This is a genomic window from Microbispora sp. CSR-4 (assembly GCF_008033685.1).
GTDB lineage: Bacteria > Actinomycetota > Actinomycetes > Streptosporangiales > Streptosporangiaceae > Microbispora.
This window is the reverse complement of the sequence record NZ_VJVX01000010.1, coordinates 105,734-122,762: the sequence shown is the minus strand read 5'-3', so window position 1 is coordinate 122,762 and position 17,029 is coordinate 105,734. Positions and strand designations below refer to the sequence as shown.

The window sequence follows — 17,029 nt, the reverse complement described above, 5'->3', positions numbered from 1 at the left end:
CACTGCGCCGGGTTCTCTCCGCGTGGTCATTCCGTGCTCCCCTCGGCCTTGGGGGCCTCCCAGCCGTTGGCCTTGGCGATCTTCAGGCCCTCCAGCGACGGGCCCGCGGCCGACGGGCCGTCACCGGCCTGGCCGTCGGGCAGCCCGGCGAGGACCCGGGAGGCCTCCTTGAACGTGCACAGCCGGCGCGGGCCGCGCGTGGGCGCGACCTCCTTGCCCGCGCGCAGGTCGTCGACGAGCTGCTTGGCCGACTCCGGGGTCTGGTTGTCGAAGAACTCCCAGTTGACCATCATGACCGGCGCGAAGTCGCAGGCGGCGTTGCACTCCAGCCGCTCCAGCGTGATCTTGCCGTCGGCGGTGGTCTCGTCGTGTCCGACGCCCACGTGCTCGCTGAGCTCTTCCCAGATCTGGTCGCCGCCCATGACCGCGCACAGCGTGTTGATGCAGACGCCGACGTTGTACTCGCCGGCCGGCTCGCGCTTGTACATGGTGTAGAAGGTCGCCACGCCGACGACCTCGGCCTTGGACAGGCCCAGCATCTCGGCGCAGAACTCCTGGCCGTCATCGGAGACGTAGCCGTCCACCGACTGCACCAGGTGCAGCAGCGGCAGCAGAGCCGAACGCGGCCGGGGGTAGCGGCCGATGATCTCCTTGGCGTCCGTCTCCAGACGCTCACGGACCTCAGGCGAGTACGTCATCGGTCCACACCTCCCATGACCGGGTCGATCGAGGCGACCGCGGAGATGACGTCGGCGACCATGCCGCCCTCGCACGTCGCGGGCACCGCCTGCAGGTTCGTGAACGACGGGTCGCGGAAGTGGACCCGGTAGGGCCGGGTGCCGCCGTCGCTGACCACGTGCGCGCCGAGCTCGCCGCGCGGCGACTCGACCGAGGCGTACGCCTGCCCCGCCGGCACCCGGAAGCCCTCGGTCACCAGCTTGAAGTGGTGGATCAGGGCCTCCATCGAGCTGCCCATGATGTGGGCGATGTGGTCGGGGGAGTTGCCGAGGCCGTCGGGGCCGAGCGCGAGCTGCGACGGCCAGCCGATCTTCTTGTCCTCGATCATCACCGGGCCGCCCTTGAGCGGGCCGGACAGCCGGTCGAGCGCCTGCTCGATGATCTTGAGGGACTCCTCCATCTCGGCCATGCGGACGAGGTAGCGGCCGTACACGTCGCAGGTGTTCTGCGTCGGCACGTCGAACTCGTACGTCTCGTAGCCGCAGTAGGGCTGCGACTTGCGCAGGTCCCACGGCAGGCCGGCGGCGCGGAGCATGGGCCCGGTGACGCCGAGCGCCATGCAGCCGGTCAGGTCGAGGTAGGCCACGTCCTTGGTGCGCCGGGTGTAGACCGGGTTGGCGTCGAGGAGCTTGCGCATCTCCTTGATCCGCCCCGGCATGATCTTGAGGAACTCACCGATCTTGTCGACCGCGCCGGCCGGCAGGTCGACGCTGACGCCGCCCGGCCGGACGTACGCCATGTTCATCCGCAGACCGGTGATGTACTCCATCAGGTCGAGCACCATCTCGCGCTCGCGGAAGCCGAACAGCATCGGCGTGGTCGCGCCCAGCTCCATGCCGAACGTCGCGATCGCGACCAGGTGCGAGGAGATCCGGGTGAGCTCCATCGTCAGGACCCGGATGGCCTGCGCCCGGTCCGGGATCCTGTCGGTGATCCCCAGAAGCTTCTCGACGCCCATGCAGTAGGCGGTCTCGTTGAAGATCGGCGCGAGATAGTCCATGCGGGTGACGAACGTGACCCCCTGGGTCCACGTCCGGAACTCCATGTTCTTCTCGATGCCGGTGTGCAGGTAGCCGATCACCGTGCGGGCCTCGGTCACGGTCTCGCCGTCGAGGGTCAGCACGAGCCGGAGCACGCCGTGGGTCGACGGGTGCTGCGGGCCCATGTTGACGACCAGGCGCTCGTCGGCCGACTCGCTGACGGTCTTGACCAGCTCGTCCCAGTCCTGACCGGCGACGTCGTAGATCCGGCCCTGAGTCTCGGTGGCGGTCTCGGTGGTGCTCACGACGCTCTCCTCGCTGCCCTCGTCCACTCGTGCAGGTCGCCGCGGATGCTCACGAGTACGACCTCCTCCGGTCCGGCGCGGGGACCTCGGCGCCGCGGTATTCCACCGGGATTCCGCCGAGCGGGTAGTCCTTGCGCTGGGGGTGCCCCTCCCAGTCGTCCGGCATCTCGATCCGGGTCAGCGCCGGGTGGCCGTCGAAGACGATTCCGAAGAAGTCGTACGTCTCGCGCTCGTGCCAGTCGTGCGTGGGGTAGACCTGAACCGTGGAGGGGATGTGCGGGTCGGCGTCGGGGCAGGAGACCTCCACCCGGATGCGCCGGTTGTGCGTGATGGAGCACAGGTGGTAGACGGCGTGCAGCTCCGCACCGGTCTCCTCGGGGTAGTGCACGCCCGAGACGCCCAGCGACAGCTCGAACCGCAGCGCGGCGTCGTCGCGCAGGTGCCGCATCACCTCGGTCAGGCGCTCGCGCCGAACGTGGAAGGTGATCTCACCGCGGTCGACGACCACGCGCTCGATGGCGTCGGCGAAGGCCGGCTCCAGCGCGTCGGCCACGTCGTCGAAGTACGACCCGTACGGCCGGCTGCTGGACAGCTTCGGCGGACGGCGGACGACGAGGCGGTTGTAACCGGAGGTGTCGCCGCTGTCCTTGACGCCGAACATGCCCTTGCGGGCGACGGGCTCCTCGGGCAGCCCGGGCAGGTTCTCGGTGGTCACTTCCCGGCCCCCTGGTCGATCAGCGGCAGCGTGCGCAGCGCCTGGAGCTCCAGCTCCTCGATCTGCTTCTCGCGGTGCGCGCCGAACTTCATGTTCTGGATCTTGTCGTGCAGCTTCACGATGGCGTCGATCAGCATCTCCGGGCGCGGCGGGCAGCCGGGCAGGTAGATGTCGACCGGCACCACGTGGTCCACGCCCTGCACGATGGCGTAGTTGTTGAACATGCCGCCGCTGGACGCGCACACGCCCATCGCGATGACCCACTTGGGCTCGGCCATCTGGTCGTAGATCTGGCGGAGGACCGGCGCCATCTTCTGCGACAGCCGGCCGGCCACGATCATCAGGTCCGCCTGCCGCGGCGACGCGGAGGCACGCTCCATGCCGAAACGAGCCAGGTCGTGCTTCGGGCCACCGGTGGCCATCAGCTCGATGGCGCAGCAGGCGAGGCCGAAGGTCGCAGGCCAGACGGAGTTCTTCCGGGCCCACCCGGCCACCTGCTCGACGGTGGTGAGGACGAACCCGCTCGGGAGTTTCTCTTCAAGACCCATGGCTAATCCCAATCGAGGCCGCGACGCCGCCACACATAGGCGTACGCCACGAGAACGGTGACGATGAACAGCACCATCTCGACGAGCCCGAACACGCCGAGTTTGTCGAAGGCCACCGCCCACGGATAGAGGAAGATGATCTCGATGTCGAACACGATGAACAGCATCGCGGTGATCATGTACTTCAGCGGGAAGCGGCCGCCGCCGACCGGCTGCGGAGTGGGCTCGATGCCGCACTCGTAGGCATCCAGTTTCGCGCGGTTCCAGCGCTTCGGCCCGGTGAAGGGCGCGATGCTCACGGAGAACACGGCGAATCCCGCCGCGAGGACCGCGAGCACCACGATCGGCACATACAGCTCCATGGCTACATGTCCTCGCTTACTCGGTGAATATTGGCGATCACGACAATGCCGGAGAGCGCGGCGGGCCGCATGGCCGTCTTCGGGGCCGGCGGCGATGTGCGCGTCGTCTCGTGGGTCTCGGTCATGCGGGTTCGCGTCATACGGGTTCGCGTCATGCTGGCTTCGGTCATGATGGCGGAGCCACCTTCGACAGGGCGTTGATTATCCGGTCGGAGACGTCGCCCCGCCGGTCTGTGAGATTAGCGAGCAACTTGAAGGCGAATCTCATCAGGGTGGGGTGCGGCATCCCGTGCCGGGTGGCGAAGCTCATCACTCCCGGCCTCCCGATCGCCTCGACGAACAGGCGACCGAGGGTGAAGTATCCCCCATGGGCGTCTTTGAGGATACGCGGATAGGCGAGTAATACGCGCTCACGCTGGGCGGGCGTCGGCCGGGACAGCGCCTGGACGATCACCTCGGCGGCGGTCCTGCCGGTCTCCATGGCGTACGCGATGCCCTCGCCGTTGACCGGGTTGATCGCCCCGCCGGCGTCGCCCACCAGCACCAGCCCGCGGGTGTAGTGCGGCTGCCGGTTGAAGCCCATCGGCAGCGCCGCGCCCCTGATCGGGCCCGTCATGTTCTCCTCGGTGAAGCCCCACTCCTCGGGAGTGTTCTTCATCCAGCGCCGCAGCAGGTCGCGGTAGTCGATGTTCTTGAACGCCTCGCTGGTGTTCAGCAGGCCGAGACCGACGTTCGAGGTGCCGTCGCCGACGGGGAAGATCCAGCCGTAACCGGGGAGCAGCCGGTCGCCGTCCCACAGTTCGAGCCACGTCTCCAGGTAGTCGTCGTCGTGGCGGGGGCTCTTGTAGTAGGTGCGCACCGCCACGCCCATCGGGCGGTCCTCGCGCTTGTGCAGGCCCATCGCGAGCGACAGCCGGGTCGAGTTGCCGTCGGCCGCCACCACGAGCCGCGAGCGGTAGGACACCTCCTCGCCGTCCGCCTTGGCCGTCACGCCCACGACGTGGCCGCTGCGCTCGTCGAGCAGCGGGCCTGAAACGTTCACGCCCTCGCGCAGCCGTACGCCGGCGGCCTCGGCGTGCCTGGCGAGGATCTGGTCGAAGTCGGCGCGGGTGCGGACGAGGCCGAAGTCGGGGTAACTCGACAGCTCGGGCCAGTCGAGTTCGAGCCGCACGCCGCCGCCGTAGACGCGCAGCCCCTTGTTCCTGGCCCAGCCGGGCGCGTCGATGTCGACGCCCATGGCGACGAGTTCCTTGACCGCCCGCGGGGTCAGCCCGTCACCGCAGACCTTCTCGCGCGGGAAGCGCGTCTTCTCGAGAAGCAGCACGTCAAGACCGGCGCGGGCGAGATGGAAAGCCGTCGTCGCACCCGCGGGACCCGCACCGACGACGATGACGTCGGCGTCGACATCTGTCCGCGTCACGCGGGCTTGCTCGCTCACGGGGGACCTATCCGTTCCAGGGAAGGAAGGCCTCGAATTGGTTTAGACCTTCGTGCCTTTGTGAACAACTTCACAAACTGTCGCGCCGCAGTCTAACCCCTTCCCGGCGCCCAGCGTCAGAGGGGTATGGCCAAGCCCCCCTCATTACGCTTTGACCGCCCGATGCAGGGCCACGATGCCGAGCGTGAGGTTGCGCCAGGCCACCTTCCGCCAGCCGGCCTCCTGGATGATCGCCGCCAGCGCCTCCTGGCCGGGCCAGGCCTGGATCGACTCGGAGAGGTACTCGTAGGACTCGGGGTTCGAGCTGACCATGCGGGCCACCGGCGGCAGCAGCTTCATCAGATACTGCGAGTAGACCAGGTCGAACGACTTCGGCGTCGGCCGGGAGAACTCGCAGATCACCAGCCTGCCGCCCGGGCGGGTCACCCGCAGCATCTCGCCCAGCGCCTGCGCGGTGTCGGCCACGTTGCGCAGGCCGAAGGAGATCGTCACCGCGTCGAACGTCTCGTCGCGGAACGGCAGGCGCAGCGCGTCGCCCGCGACGAACGTCACCCCGCGCACGCCCCCGCCGTACAGGCCGGAGCCGCCGCGCCGCTCGACGCCGGTGCGGAGCATGCCCAGCGAGAAGTCGCACGCGATCGCCCGCGCCCCGAGCGCGGTGAACGCGTCGGTCGAGGTGCCGGTGCCCGCGGCGAGGTCGAGGACCAGCTCGCCGGGCCCGGCGTCGATCGCCGCCGCGGTGGCTTTCCGCCACAGGCGGTCCTGGCCGAGCGAGAGGACGTCGTTGACCAGGTCGTAGCGCCGGGCCGTGCGATCGAACATCGCGGCGACCTCGTGCGGCTGCTTGTCCAGCGATGCGCGCGTCATGCTCCAAAGCCTAGGCCGCGAGGGGCGTGACCCCTCACCGCCGCCACCGGATGAGCGGAACGTAGTTCATCGATTACGCTACGTCTGCTAGAAATTGAGGAATGCGCGTCACCACCGCACTGCTCCCAGTCGCATCGCTCGTCACCTGCGCCGCGGTCTTCCCCACCGTCCCGGCGTCCGCGGGGACGCCGCAGCCCCGCGTGGTCTCGGAGAACCCGGTCAACACCACCCCGCACGTGCTGGACGGCATCGTCAACGCGTTCGCGCTGGTCGGCCGCACCGTCATCGTCGGCGGCGAGTTCACCAAGGTCCGCGAGGCCAAGGGCGGGGAGGACCTGCCGCGGGCCAACATCTTCGCGTTCGACCTCTACACCGGGCGCGTCCTGCGCGGCTTCGCGCCGGACCTCGACGGGCCGGTGGCCGCGCTGGCCGCCGGCCCGGACAACACGGTCTACGTGGGCGGCGGGTTCGGCGCTCCCGAACGGGCCCTGGTCCGCCTCCACGTGGCGGACGGCGATCCCGTCGAGGAGTTCTCCGCCCCCGCCTACGGCGGGAAGGTCACCAGCCTCGTACGGCTGGGCGACGCGCTCTACGTCGGCGGCGACTTCAGCAGGATCGGCCGCAGCCCGCGCACCGCGCTGGCCCGTGTGAACGCCGAGACCGGCGAGGTGGACCCCACGTTCACCGTCACACCCGGCGACGGGCGCCGCGGCGATCCCCGGATCTACGCGATGGCGGCCGTCCGCGACCGCTTAGTGGTGGACGGCAGGTTCTCCACGCTCGACGGCCTGCGCCGCCCGCAGCTCGGCGTGATCGATCTCACGACCGGACGGGTGGCCGACTGGCGCACCGAGGCGTACGCCCCGGCGTGCAAGGCGGACTTCCCGTCGTACGTGCGGGGGCTCGACCTGTCTCCGGACGGGCGCTACTTCGTGGTCGTCACCACGGGCGGGCCGGCGCGCGGCACCACGAAGCTGTGCGACTCCGCCGCGAGGTTCGAGACGTACGCGAAGGGCGAGGCGATCCGTCCGACCTGGGTGAACCTGACCGGAGGGGACTCCCTCTACGCGGTCGCGGTCACGGGATCCGCCGTCTACGTGGGCGGACACCAACGCTGGCTGGACAACCCGAAGGGCGCCGACACGGCGGGCCCGGGGGCGGTCAGCAGGCCCGGCATCGGGGCCATCCACCCCGTCACGGGCAAGGCGCTGCGCTGGAACCCCACGCGGGAAAGGGGAATCGGGGTAAAGGCCTTCCTGACCGTAAAGACAGGTCTTTTGGTGGGAAGCGACACGACGGAGCTCGGGCATGAGTACCATGCCCGCGTCGGCATGTTCCCGGCGACCTAGTTCTTCCCCGTCTCCCGCCGTTTCGCGGCGATGCGCTCGCTCACCGCGTCGCGCTGTTTGGTCAGCAGCACGTAGCTGGCCAGGCCGCTGACCAGGACCGCGAGCAGGAGCAGAGGGAGCGACCGCAGGCCGACGAGATACAGGACGCCGAGGGCCACGGCGAACAGGCCGAGGCGCGAAAGGGTGTAAACGACAACCGGATGCACAGCGTCGAGGTTACGTCACTCTCACGACGCGCCGGTCTCTCTTCGCATCTGCTGCGGGCACTGCTAGTGTTCACAACAAGGCGCTTTTGTAAAGAAACACCCATGAGCGCCCCAAAGAGGCTCTATCATATAACAATCGGGCACTGAGCCGGTAACAACCCGTGATCTTCTCCGAAAACCACGGATAAATCAGGCTTCGCTCGGCACACTGGTTACCTGTCCGCCCGCTGCAGGACGCGGGACGCGAGGGGGAGAGATTGTGGAGAGTAGCAGCGAGCGACTGCTGACTCCTGGAGAGGTTGCCGCTCTCTTCAGGGTCGACCCGAAGACCGTGACCCGTTGGGCCGCGGCCGGGCGCATCAGCAGCATCCGTACCCCCGGGGGGCACAGGCGGTTCCGTGAATCGGAAGTGCACGCCCTCCTTCGTGGTGAGGACGTCCTCACGGCCGAACGGCCGAACGGCGACTCCCCGCGAGTCTGACGCAGTACCAGCACCAGGTGATCCTGCGCGCTACCCGGACGCCGCAGGGTCACCGGAGTCAGCCCCATGTCGAGTCTGCGTCCCGGCTTGTCCTGCTCCCTTGCCGGGATCGTCAGTCCTGCTCCGCCTTGAAGGCCAGGAACGCCTGCTCAAGCGCCTCGTCACCCTCACGCCAGCGGCGTCGCCGCTCGGCGTCCTCTTCTTCGGTGATCGACTCCGCCAGCCAGCGTTCGTAGTCCGGCTCTCCCGGCGCGACCTCGACGTACGCGTTGCCGATGAGGCGCCCGTCATCGGTGGTGAGCGACCTGGGCACGCGCAGCGTGCCGTCCCCGAGCCGGATCACGTACATCCGAATCACCTAGATTCCGTAACGCCGGTTGAAGAAGAGCATGACGTTGAGGGCGGTCCTCGTGTCGCCCCCCAGCATGTCGACAAGGGCCGGACGCTGCCGGGACGCGATCGCCGCGAACGCGTCGGCGAAGAACTCCTTGCGCCCCAGGCCGCCGGGCTGCCGGTGGAACGACGACGCGAACAGCGGCAGGCACTCCTCGTAGAGCGCCACGAACTCGGGAGAGTCCGAGACCCACTCTCCCGGACCGGAGTCCACGTCGTCCAGCGCATGTCCGACTTCGTGCATCATCACGTCGGGCGTGGGCGACGGCCGGTCCCCCACCACGATCTTGCGGTCGCCGTACGCGCCGGCGCAGATGTCCCAGGTGGCCCGTCCCGACGGCAGCGGCGCGCCGCGCAGGTAGCCCATGTCGTCCAGGTCGGGCACCCCGCCGCGCCCGACGTAGATGCCTTCGAGCCCGATGGCGAGCTTGGTCTTGAGCTGCTCGGGCAGGCGCGCCAGGCTGTCCACGGCCCGTACGGCGTCGGCCGAGGGCGGTCCTTCGGCGGCGTCCCACTCGCGGTGCAGGATGCGCTCAAGCGGCCCGCAGTGCCGCCTGCCGTCCCGCAGGTCGGGCGCGTCGGGAGGGTGGGGCGCGGCCCGCGTCGGGAGGTCGTCGAGCTCGAAGTCCTGCCAGACGTACTGCGGCCGGTCGTCCGCCACCGGCGCCGTCACGGTGCCGACCCGCTCGACCGGACGCTCCGGCGGCCAGCCGGGCCAGTCGGGCCAGTCGGCGCCCCACGCGGTGTCTCGCTGGGCCTCCCACGGCGTCTCCCGCTGCGTTTCCCGCTGCGTCTCCCACGGGGCCTCCCACGGGGCGCGGCGGGCCTGGGGCCACTCCGCCGTACGGTCGGCGGCTCGGTCGGAGACCCGGTCGGCGGGGCGTTCCGGAAGGTCACCACGGCGGGGGGAGGACCAGTAGGGCCCCCGCTGCCACCCCCGCGCCCCCCGCCGGTGGCGGCCCCTGTCGCCCGGCTCCGCCATCGCACCCCTCTGTCAGGCTCCGCGTTCCCGGCATGCCGTGTACCGGTCCACCGTACGATGCCGGGCTGTCCTCGTCACCCCAAAGGCCGACACGATCAGTCGCCGGTATGGCTTACCGTGTGGGCATGCCTAGCGTGATTATCGGCCTGGCGCTGCTTGCCCTCTGGCTTTACTGCCTGTTCGACGTGATCACGACCCCCGAGGAGGACGTCCGCAACCTCCCCAAGTTCATGTGGGTCCTCATCGTGGTCTTCCTGGCGGATGTCGGCGCGCTGACCTGGCTCCTCGTGGGCCGCCCCCGTGCCCGCTACGCCATGTACGCGGCCGGCGGAGGCCAGTGGGAGCGGCCCCACAGCGGCGAGGCGCCCCGCGGCCCCGACGACGACCCCGAGTTCCTGCGCAGCCTTGAGCGGCGCCTGCGCGACGAGGACTGAGTCCCCCTCCCCCAGACGCCGCTCCTCCCCCGGGCGCCGCCCGTCTCAGTTGGGCACGTCGGCGTAGGAGTGCAGTCCCGAGAAGAAGATGTTCACGCCGACGAGGTTGAACAGCAGGCAGCCGAAGGCGACCAGCGAGACGATCATCGCGGCCTTGCCGCGCCACCCGGCCGTCGCCCGGGCGTGGAGGTAGGCGGCGTAGACGACCCACGTGACGAACGCCCACACCTCCTTGGGGTCCCAGCCCCAGTAGCGGCCCCAGGCCCGGTCGGCCCACAGCGCGCCGGCGATGACGGCGAAGGTCCAGATCGGGAACGAGATGACGATCGCGCGGTGCGCGACGCGCTCCAGGCTCTCCCTGCTCGGCAGCACCGACGGCCGCCCGTCCCTGCGGATCAGGTAGAGGATCGCGCAGACGCCCGCCAGGATGAACAGCCCGCTGGCCACGATCGCCGCCGTGACGTGGATCGCGATCCAGTACGAGTGCAGCGCGGGCATCACCGGACCCGCCTGGACGTGCAGGAACAGCACCGCGAAGCCCAGCCCGAGCGCCGAGGTCACGGTCACGAACGCGCCGAGGAAGCGGATCGGCTGGCGGATCAGCAGCACGAGGAACGCGGTGACGGCGGCGAAGCAGATGGCCACCACGAACTCGTACATGTTGGCCCACGGCCAGCGGTCGACGGCGATGCCGCGGGTGAGGATGCCGGCGAGGTGGCCGGCCCACGCGATCCAGGTGAGGACCACGGCGAACGATCCCGCGCGGACCGCCCACGCGGCCGGCTGCGGGCCCGCCGCCTCCGTCGTCTCCTCGGGCAGGGCGGGGCCGCCCGCGCCGACGAGCTGACGCCGGCGTTCGGCCACGACCGTACGGGTCCGGCCGAAGGCGAGATCCAGCGCGAAGCAGATCATCGCGCCGAGATACAGCAGGACGGTGACCAGGATGAGCTGGTCGCTCAGCGTGGCCAGACTCTCATTGACATCGGCGGGCATCACTCACTCCTCGTCCGGGCGGGCGCCCGGCGCAGCGTTTCCGGTGGGCGCGTCCGGCGCGACGTGCCCGGTGCCTGCGGGCTCGTCCGGCTCGCCGCCCCGGTCACCGGTGGACGGATCACCACCCTGGTCATGGGCGGGCTGGTCGCCGCGCAGGGCGGTGACGATCTGGGCGAACTCCTCGGCGAAGGCCGCGCCGCCGCCTTCGGTGCGGGTCAGTCCTCCGACCGTGACCTTGCCGTCCTTCACCCGCACCCAGACGCGGCGGCGGCGGATCGTGAGGGACAGCACGAGCCCGATCACCGCGGCGGCGGCCGCGAGCAGGGCGGGCTCCCGGCCCGGGTCGTAGGTGATCTGGAGGCTGATCCACTCCTTGACGCCGGTGAACTGGATCTTCCCGGCACCGTCGGCGAGCTCCTTGGTCTCGCCCACGTTGAGCGGGGTCGGCTGGGCCGACATCGTGCCGAGCGGCTTCAGGTTCGTGGTGTCGAGCTGATACACCGACTGTGGCTGCCCCGACTTCAGGCCGAGGTCGCCGCCGAACGGGAAGATCTGCACCGTGGGGTTGGCGGCGCCGGGGAAGACCGACACCCAGGCGTTGCCGTTCGGCACGGTCGTGGGCAGGAAGCGCACCAGGAACCCGAGCTGGGTCGGCTGGGCGTCCGGCACCTTGATCACGCACTCGGACGTGTACGTGGCCTGGTCGTCGGCCAGGCACGGCACCGGGCCGTCGTAGGCCACCTGGCCCTTGCCGTCGGTCACCCGGAACGTGGGGGCGTAGCCGTGCCCGATCAGGTAGGTCAGCGTGCCGTACACGTCCAGGGGGTCGTTGACCTTGAGGTCCACGTCACGCGGGCGGGACGTCGGCGAGTCCTGCACGCTCAGCTTGGCGAGGTAGTCGAGCGGCTGGCCCTGCTTCTCCCCGGCGGCCACGTAGCTCGCCTGGAAGTCCTTGAGGGTGAAGGAGAACGGCTCCAGCGACTCGGCGGTGACCCGGCTGCCGGGCATGAAACGGTCGTAGGCCGCGACGGCGTTGGAGAAGCCGTCGCCCTCCACGACCAGCACGTTGCCGCGGTAGCCGAACAGGCCTCCGGCGCCGATGGCGAACAGCAGCGCGAGCAGCGCGACGTGGAACAGGAGGTTGCCGGTCTCGCGGAGGTAGCCCTTCTCCGCCGACACCCAGCCGTCGCCGGTGACCACCCGGAAGCGCCTGCGCCGGAGCGCGGCGGCGGCCTGCTCCAGGGTGAGCCCGCCCTCGAACGCCTCGCTGTGCGGCAGGCGCAGGAGGTTGCGCGGCGCGGCGGGCGGACGGCGCCGGATCTCCTTGAGATGCGTCAGCGCGCGCGGGAACACGCAGCCGGCCAGCGAGATGAACAGCAGCAGGTAGATCGCGGCGAACCAGGGCGAGCTGAAGACGTCGAACAGCCAGAACCGGTCGAGCCACTTGGCCTGGGTCGGGTTGTCCTTGAAATACTCCGCGACCCTGCTCGGGTCGACGCCGCGCTGCGGATAGATGGACCCGGGCACCGAGCCGAGCGCGAACAGGAACAGCAGGATCAGGGCCGTGCGCATCGAGGTGAGCGTGCGCCAGGCCCAGCGCATCCAGCCGACGGGGCCCAGGCCGGCGGGCCTGGCCCGCTCCCGCGTCTCCTTCTGCCGGGCCTCCACCGCGGTCTCGTCGTGCACGGTCTCGTCGCGTACGGTCTCGTCGTGCACGGTCTCGTCGTGCACGGCGGAGGCGAGGTCGTCGGGGGCGCTCATCAGATCACCGGCCTGAAGCCGCCGACCCACACCTGCAGGTGGGCGATGATCTCCGACCACTGCCCGGTCACGAGCAGCACGCCGACGGCCACGAGCATCGCACCGCCCACCTTGGTGATCAGCGGGGTGTGGCGGCGGACCGCCTTGAACGTGTGGAGCGCCTTGCGGTAGGCCAGCCCCGCCACCACGAACGGCAGGCCGAGGCCCAGGGCGTACGCGAAGGCGAGGGCGGCGCCGCGCAGCGCGCTGCCCTGGTTCACCGAGAGCGTCATCACCACCGCCAGCGTCGGGCCGATGCACGGCGTCCAGCCGAGGCCGAAGACGACCCCGAGCAGCGGGGCCGTCGCGATCCCGGCCGCAGGCAGCCGATGGATGCGCACGTCACGCTGGAGGCCGGGAACGATCCCCACGAAGGCCAGCCCGAGGACGATCGTCACCACGCCGAGGACCCTGGTGATCACGTCGGCGTTGCCGTGCAGCGCCGCGCCGAGGCTGCCGAACAGCGCGCCTCCGAGCACGAACACGGCCGCGAACCCGAGCACGAAGAGCGCGCTGCCGAGCACCATCCGGCTCCGCTTCGGGTCGCCGCTCATGCCCGTGACGTACGACAGGTAGCCGGGCACCAGCGGCAGCACGCACGGCGAGACGAACGACACGAGCCCGGCCGCCGCCGCGATCGGCGCGGCCAGCAGCAGCGACCCGGTCGCGACCGTGCTGCCGATGTCACTCATCGGTCACCTTGGTGACGGCCTTGAGCAGGTCGTCGTACTTGACCGCACCGAGCGCGCGGGCGGCGATGCGGCCCTGCGCGTCGATGATCAGCGTGGAGGGGATGGCGGCGGGCGGCACCGTGCCCTGGAACTGCAGCAGCACCTTGCCGCTCTGGTCGTAGATGCTCGGATAGCCGGGCTCGACCGAGCGGTCGTACGCCTGGGCGGACGCCTTGAGGTCCTTGAAGTTGACGCCGAGGAAATCCACGCCCTTGGACTTGGTGCTCGCCGCGATGTCCTTGAGCACGGGGGCCTCGGCGCGGCAGGGTGCGCACCAGGAGGCCCAGAAGTTCAGCACGTGGACCTTGCCCGCGGCCAGCGTGGCGGTGCCGCCGTCGAGGGTCTGCCCCTCGATCACGGGCGCCTTGTGACGCTGCGCGGCGTCGAAGAACTCGACGCGGCCGTCCCCCGGGATGAAGCGCGTGTCGCCGGAGCGGGGCTGGGCGGCCTGGCCGCCCGCGCACCCGGCGAGGGCCGTCGCCGCCACGGCCGCGGCGACGAGCGCCGTCAGGCGCTTGGCGGTGGCGCGGCCGGCGGTCACGCTGTTGGCTGGCAGGCGCTTGGCGGACACGGGAGGAGGATCTCCTTGTACTACAACCGGTAGAGCTGTAAGCCTACCGAGCGCCACGGGTGCCTCGTTCTCCGGGTCACACACCGGGGACGGATCGCGATCCGGGGGTCTCCTCGTCCTCCGAGCCCGCCTGAAGGGCCTCGGGAAGCACCTCGTCGGCCTTGTCGAACAGCGCCGCCTCGCCCTGCGGCGGCGCACCGGCCCGCAGCAGCGCCCCGGCGGGCTCGCTGTAGCCGACGCTCATGAGCCGGTCGCCCTCGAAGGTCAGGCTGGTGAGGCTGGCGAGCGCGCACTGACGGCGGCGGGGGTCGTGCCACAGCCGCCTGCCCTCGGCCGCCAGCCGGATGATCCAGATGGGCAGCTGGTGGCTGACGAGCAGTGCCTCGTGGCCGCGCGCCGCCGCCCGCGCGTCGTCGATGACCGCCTTCATGCGCGCCACGACCTCGGTGTACGGCTCGCCCCACGACGGACGGAACGGGTTCCTGAAGTGGCGGTAGGAGCGAAGGTCGCGGAAGACGTTGTCGCTCCCGGCCATCCGCAGGCCCTCGAAGACGTTGCCCGCCTCGATCAGCCGCTCGTCGATCGCCACCTCCAGGCCCAGGGCCCGGGCGGACGGCGCCGCGGTCTCCTGGGCGCGCTCCATGGGCGAGCTCCACAGCGCGACGATGTCCCTGCCCTCGACGGCCTTGGCGACCACCTCGGCCATCCTGCGGCCGGTCTCGGACAGGTGGTAGCCGGGCAGCCTGCCGTACAGGACCCCACGGGGATTGTGAACCTCACCGTGCCGGAGCAGGTGAACGATGGTCATCTCTGTCATGACCTGGACAGCCTACCCGCCGGGCAGCTCCGCGGACGCCGGGCGCGGCGCGTCGGTGGCAGGGCGCGGCGCGTCGGCGGCAGAGATGTTCAGCGCGTCGACGGAGCAGCGCAGCGCGTCGACGGCGGCGCGGATCGCGGGGCGGCGGGCGGCGTCGGACCTCCAGACCGCGTAGATGCGCCGCACCGGCGGCGGCTGGACGGCCAGGACGGCGACGCCCTCGGGCAGCGGTCCACGGCCCAGCCGGGGGATGAGCGCGCAACCGTGGCCCTCGGCGACCAGCGCGAGGTGGGTGGGGTATTCGTCGGCCATGGCGACGATCCGCGGCTCCCGCTCCTCGGAGCGCAGCAGGAACATCAGGAAGTCGTGGCAGACGGTGCCGGGGGCCGAGCTGATCCAGTTTTCGCCGGCGAGGTCGCTCAGCCGCACATGGTCGGCTTTCACCAGGGGATGGTCGGCCGGCACGACGACGTCGGCCACGTCGTCGAACAGCGCCGTGCGCGACAGGCCCTCGGGCAGCGCCATCGGCCTGTTGAGCCAGTCCTGCAGGACGGCGAGGTCGAGGTCGCCGCGCGCCAGCTCGCGGATCTGCCGCTCCGGCTCCCTCTCGTAGAGCAGCAGGTCGAGATCGGGGTGCTGCCTCTTGAGCATGGTCAGGGCGCGCGGCACGATGCCCCGGGCCGCGGTGGGGAAGGCGGCGATGGTCAGCTTGCCGACCACCGCCCCGCGCAGCGCCTCGAAATCGGCCTCCGCCGTCTCCACGAGCGCGAGGATGCGCTCGGCGTGCTCGGCGAGCAGCCCGGCGGCGTCGGTGAGCTTCACCCCGCGCCCGTTGCGTTCGATCAGGACGGCCCCGGTCTCCCGTTCGAGCTTCGCGAGCTGCTGGGAGATCGCCGAAGGGGTGACCATCAGCGCCTCGGCCGCGGCGCCTACGGAGCCGTAGACCGCGACGGCGTGGAGAGCCTTCAACCGGTTCAGGTCCAACATGTAGCCAGTCTAAACCGTCCTCCTTAGAAAAACTTGTTTGCGCTCAACTGTTTAGCAATGCGATGCTATAGCCATGCGAATCTTCAACAGACTCTTCACTAAGCCCCTCCGATCCGAGCAGACCTCCTATCTGGAGACCCTGGCGCGGCAGGCACGACAGACCCGCGACCGTCGCCCCTCCTCGCGCTGATCCCCTGATCCATGCGCCCCCGCCACCTGGCTCTCGCCGTCGCACTCGCCGCCATCTGGGGCTTCAACTTCGTCGTCATGCAGACGGGACTGAAGCACTATCCGCCGCTGACGTACGCCGCCCTCCGGTTCCTGTTGGCCGCCTTCCCCGCCGTACTCATAGCCGGAGGGCCACGGGCGCCCTGGCGGTGGGTGCTGGCGACCGGCGCGACGCTCGGCGTCGCCCAATACGGCCTGCTGCTGCTCGGCATGCGCGCCGGCATGCCCGCCGGGCTGACCTCCCTGGTCATCCAGGTGCAGGCCGTCTTCACCGCGCTGTTCGCGACCGCGCTCCTGGGTGAACGCCTCGGGCGGCGCAGGATCGCCGGCACGGCGGTGGCCTTCTGCGGCCTGGGCCTGATCGCGGCCGATGTGGCCGCCAGGTCGGGGGCGATCCCCTTCGGCGCGTTCCTGCTGTGCGTCGGCGCGGCGGCAGGGTGGGGGCTGGGCAACGTCGCCACCCGCAAGGCCGCGCCGCCGGACTCCCTGCGGTTCATGGTCTGGGTGAGCGCGGTCTCGGCGCCGCCCCTGCTGGCGCTGGCCCTGGCCACCGAGGGGCCGTCGTCGCTGACGTCGTTCACGGCCGAGGGTGTGGGCGCCGTGCTCTACACGGCGTTCCTGTCCACCCTCGGCGGGTTCGCCATCTGGGGATGGCTGCTGGCCCGCTACGACGCCTCGGTGGTCGCGCCGTACAGCCTGCTCGTGCCGGTCTTCGGCATCGCCTCCGCCGCGCTGTTCACCGGCGAGCCGATCTCCCTCCTCACCGTCGCCGCGGGCGCCCTCATCCTCGCCGGCCTCCTGTTCGCCAACTCACGCCCCCGTACGGCCCTCACCAGCCGCCCGGTGCCCGTCCCCCGCTGACCCTCGCGCTCGCACGGATACGGCTACGGTGAGCGACGTGGACGACACTGAGACGTACGACGTGAGCCGTGCACTCGAGTGCTGGCCGGCGCCGCCGCCCTGGGGGTGGCGCGCGGACGACCTCGATCGTCTGCCTTCGGAGGGCCCGAATGGCGAGCCCGGCTTCTTCGAGCGCGTCGAGCTGATCGACGGAGCACTCGTCTTCAACTCACCCCAGCGGCGGTTCCACCAGCGCCTCATCCG

Annotated in this window: 21 protein-coding genes; 4 read left to right on the top strand and 17 right to left on the bottom strand. The window is 70.4% G+C overall.

All coding sequences use genetic code 11. From position 1 onward, the window contains the following. Nucleotides 1–26: 26 nt before the first annotated feature. From nuoE to FLV34_RS11080, 8 genes are all read right to left on the bottom strand, one after another. A complete protein-coding gene (gene nuoE, locus FLV34_RS11110) occupies nt 27–698 on the bottom strand; it encodes an NADH-quinone oxidoreductase subunit NuoE (RefSeq protein ID WP_142647963.1) in 672 nt (223 codons plus the stop codon). Further along, entirely contained in the window at nt 695–1,984 is a 1,290-nt protein-coding gene (locus FLV34_RS11105; protein WP_221889919.1) for an NADH-quinone oxidoreductase subunit D, read from the bottom strand. The genes nuoE and FLV34_RS11105 overlap by 4 nt, the downstream gene beginning before the upstream one ends. A gap of 88 nt (nt 1,985–2,072) precedes the next feature. Continuing rightward, complete coding sequence (locus FLV34_RS11100; RefSeq protein ID WP_142647961.1) at nt 2,073–2,738, bottom strand: NADH-quinone oxidoreductase subunit C; 666 nt, start codon at nt 2,736–2,738, stop codon at nt 2,073–2,075. After that, the gene (locus FLV34_RS11095) at nt 2,735–3,286 is read right to left on the bottom strand and encodes an NADH-quinone oxidoreductase subunit B family protein (RefSeq protein WP_079315518.1); all 552 of its coding nucleotides are present in this window, start codon (nt 3,284–3,286) and stop codon (nt 2,735–2,737) included. The genes FLV34_RS11100 and FLV34_RS11095 overlap by 4 nt, the downstream gene beginning before the upstream one ends. Before the next feature lie 2 nt (nt 3,287–3,288). Beyond that, nucleotides 3,289–3,648: an NADH-quinone oxidoreductase subunit A gene (locus FLV34_RS11090; RefSeq protein ID WP_079315519.1), complete on the bottom strand. Its 360-nt coding sequence runs from the start codon at nt 3,646–3,648 to the stop codon at nt 3,289–3,291. A 2-nt stretch (nt 3,649–3,650) separates the two neighbouring features. Continuing rightward, nucleotides 3,651–3,818: a hypothetical protein gene (locus FLV34_RS40350; protein WP_187280604.1), complete on the bottom strand. Its 168-nt coding sequence runs from the start codon at nt 3,816–3,818 to the stop codon at nt 3,651–3,653. Further along, nucleotides 3,815–5,068 (bottom strand): geranylgeranyl reductase family protein, encoded by a 1,254-nt coding sequence (locus FLV34_RS11085; RefSeq protein WP_261985733.1) that lies wholly within the window; start codon nt 5,066–5,068, stop codon nt 3,815–3,817. Before FLV34_RS11085 ends, FLV34_RS40350 begins: the two co-directional genes overlap by 4 nt. A gap of 162 nt (nt 5,069–5,230) precedes the next feature. Next, nucleotides 5,231–5,953, bottom strand: a complete 723-nt coding sequence (locus tag FLV34_RS11080) for a demethylmenaquinone methyltransferase (RefSeq protein ID WP_147943025.1) — start codon at nt 5,951–5,953, stop codon at nt 5,231–5,233. 101 nt (nt 5,954–6,054) lie between these two features. Between FLV34_RS11080 and FLV34_RS11075 the strand changes: the two genes are divergently transcribed. Next, nucleotides 6,055–7,302, top strand: coding sequence for a delta-60 repeat domain-containing protein (locus FLV34_RS11075; protein ID WP_142647958.1), 1,248 nt, complete (start codon nt 6,055–6,057; stop codon nt 7,300–7,302). On the opposite strand, the gene FLV34_RS11070 is transcribed toward FLV34_RS11075, so the two are convergent. Continuing rightward, nucleotides 7,299–7,508, bottom strand: coding sequence for a DUF4229 domain-containing protein (locus FLV34_RS11070; RefSeq protein WP_142647957.1), 210 nt, complete (start codon nt 7,506–7,508; stop codon nt 7,299–7,301). The two genes, FLV34_RS11075 and FLV34_RS11070, sit on opposite strands and share 4 nt — an antisense overlap. A 259-nt stretch (nt 7,509–7,767) precedes the next feature. Here FLV34_RS11070 and FLV34_RS11065 point away from each other — a divergent pair, with 259 nt between their 5' ends. Further along, nucleotides 7,768–7,989: a BldC family transcriptional regulator gene (locus tag FLV34_RS11065; protein ID WP_079315524.1), complete on the top strand. Its 222-nt coding sequence runs from the start codon at nt 7,768–7,770 to the stop codon at nt 7,987–7,989. Nucleotides 7,990–8,101: 112 nt separating this feature from the next. Here the strand turns inward: FLV34_RS11065 and FLV34_RS11060 are convergent, their stop codons facing one another. Both FLV34_RS11060 and FLV34_RS11055 read right to left on the bottom strand, forming a co-directional pair. Beyond that, nucleotides 8,102–8,338 (bottom strand): hypothetical protein, encoded by a 237-nt coding sequence (locus tag FLV34_RS11060; RefSeq protein ID WP_142647956.1) that lies wholly within the window; start codon nt 8,336–8,338, stop codon nt 8,102–8,104. A 9-nt stretch (nt 8,339–8,347) separates the two neighbouring features. Continuing rightward, nucleotides 8,348–9,364 carry a hypothetical protein gene (locus FLV34_RS11055; RefSeq protein WP_187280603.1) on the bottom strand — a complete coding sequence of 339 codons (1,017 nt, stop codon included), beginning with the start codon at nt 9,362–9,364 and terminating at the stop codon, nt 8,348–8,350. A 125-nt stretch (nt 9,365–9,489) separates the two neighbouring features. Here FLV34_RS11055 and FLV34_RS11050 point away from each other — a divergent pair, with 125 nt between their 5' ends. Then, a complete protein-coding gene (locus tag FLV34_RS11050; RefSeq protein ID WP_168065948.1) occupies nt 9,490–9,798 on the top strand; it encodes a PLD nuclease N-terminal domain-containing protein in 309 nt (102 codons plus the stop codon). Between the two features lie 45 nt (nt 9,799–9,843). On the opposite strand, the gene ccsA is transcribed toward FLV34_RS11050, so the two are convergent. The 6 genes from ccsA to FLV34_RS11020 form a co-directional block, all read right to left on the bottom strand. After that, nucleotides 9,844–10,791 carry a cytochrome c biogenesis protein CcsA gene (gene ccsA, locus FLV34_RS11045; protein ID WP_147943024.1) on the bottom strand — a complete coding sequence of 316 codons (948 nt, stop codon included), beginning with the start codon at nt 10,789–10,791 and terminating at the stop codon, nt 9,844–9,846. Nucleotides 10,792–10,794: 3 nt separating this feature from the next. Then, nucleotides 10,795–12,552 (bottom strand): cytochrome c biogenesis protein ResB, encoded by a 1,758-nt coding sequence (locus FLV34_RS11040; protein ID WP_147943023.1) that lies wholly within the window; start codon nt 12,550–12,552, stop codon nt 10,795–10,797. Beyond that, the gene (locus tag FLV34_RS11035; RefSeq protein WP_142616239.1) at nt 12,552–13,283 is read right to left on the bottom strand and encodes a cytochrome c biogenesis CcdA family protein; all 732 of its coding nucleotides are present in this window, start codon (nt 13,281–13,283) and stop codon (nt 12,552–12,554) included. The genes FLV34_RS11040 and FLV34_RS11035 overlap by 1 nt, the downstream gene beginning before the upstream one ends. Beyond that, nucleotides 13,276–13,893 carry a TlpA disulfide reductase family protein gene (locus FLV34_RS11030; protein WP_260617268.1) on the bottom strand — a complete coding sequence of 206 codons (618 nt, stop codon included), beginning with the start codon at nt 13,891–13,893 and terminating at the stop codon, nt 13,276–13,278. Before FLV34_RS11030 ends, FLV34_RS11035 begins: the two co-directional genes overlap by 8 nt. Before the next feature lie 76 nt (nt 13,894–13,969). Continuing rightward, nucleotides 13,970–14,710 carry a histidine phosphatase family protein gene (locus tag FLV34_RS11025; RefSeq protein ID WP_142647952.1) on the bottom strand — a complete coding sequence of 247 codons (741 nt, stop codon included), beginning with the start codon at nt 14,708–14,710 and terminating at the stop codon, nt 13,970–13,972. 12 nt (nt 14,711–14,722) lie between these two features. Continuing rightward, nucleotides 14,723–15,697 carry a LysR family transcriptional regulator gene (locus FLV34_RS11020; RefSeq protein WP_142647951.1) on the bottom strand — a complete coding sequence of 325 codons (975 nt, stop codon included), beginning with the start codon at nt 15,695–15,697 and terminating at the stop codon, nt 14,723–14,725. A gap of 201 nt (nt 15,698–15,898) precedes the next feature. On the opposite strand from FLV34_RS11020, the gene FLV34_RS11015 reads away from it, so the two are divergent. Continuing rightward, complete coding sequence (locus FLV34_RS11015) at nt 15,899–16,786, top strand: EamA family transporter (protein ID WP_147943022.1); 888 nt, start codon at nt 15,899–15,901, stop codon at nt 16,784–16,786. The last annotated feature ends 243 nt before the right edge of the window (nt 16,787–17,029 follow it).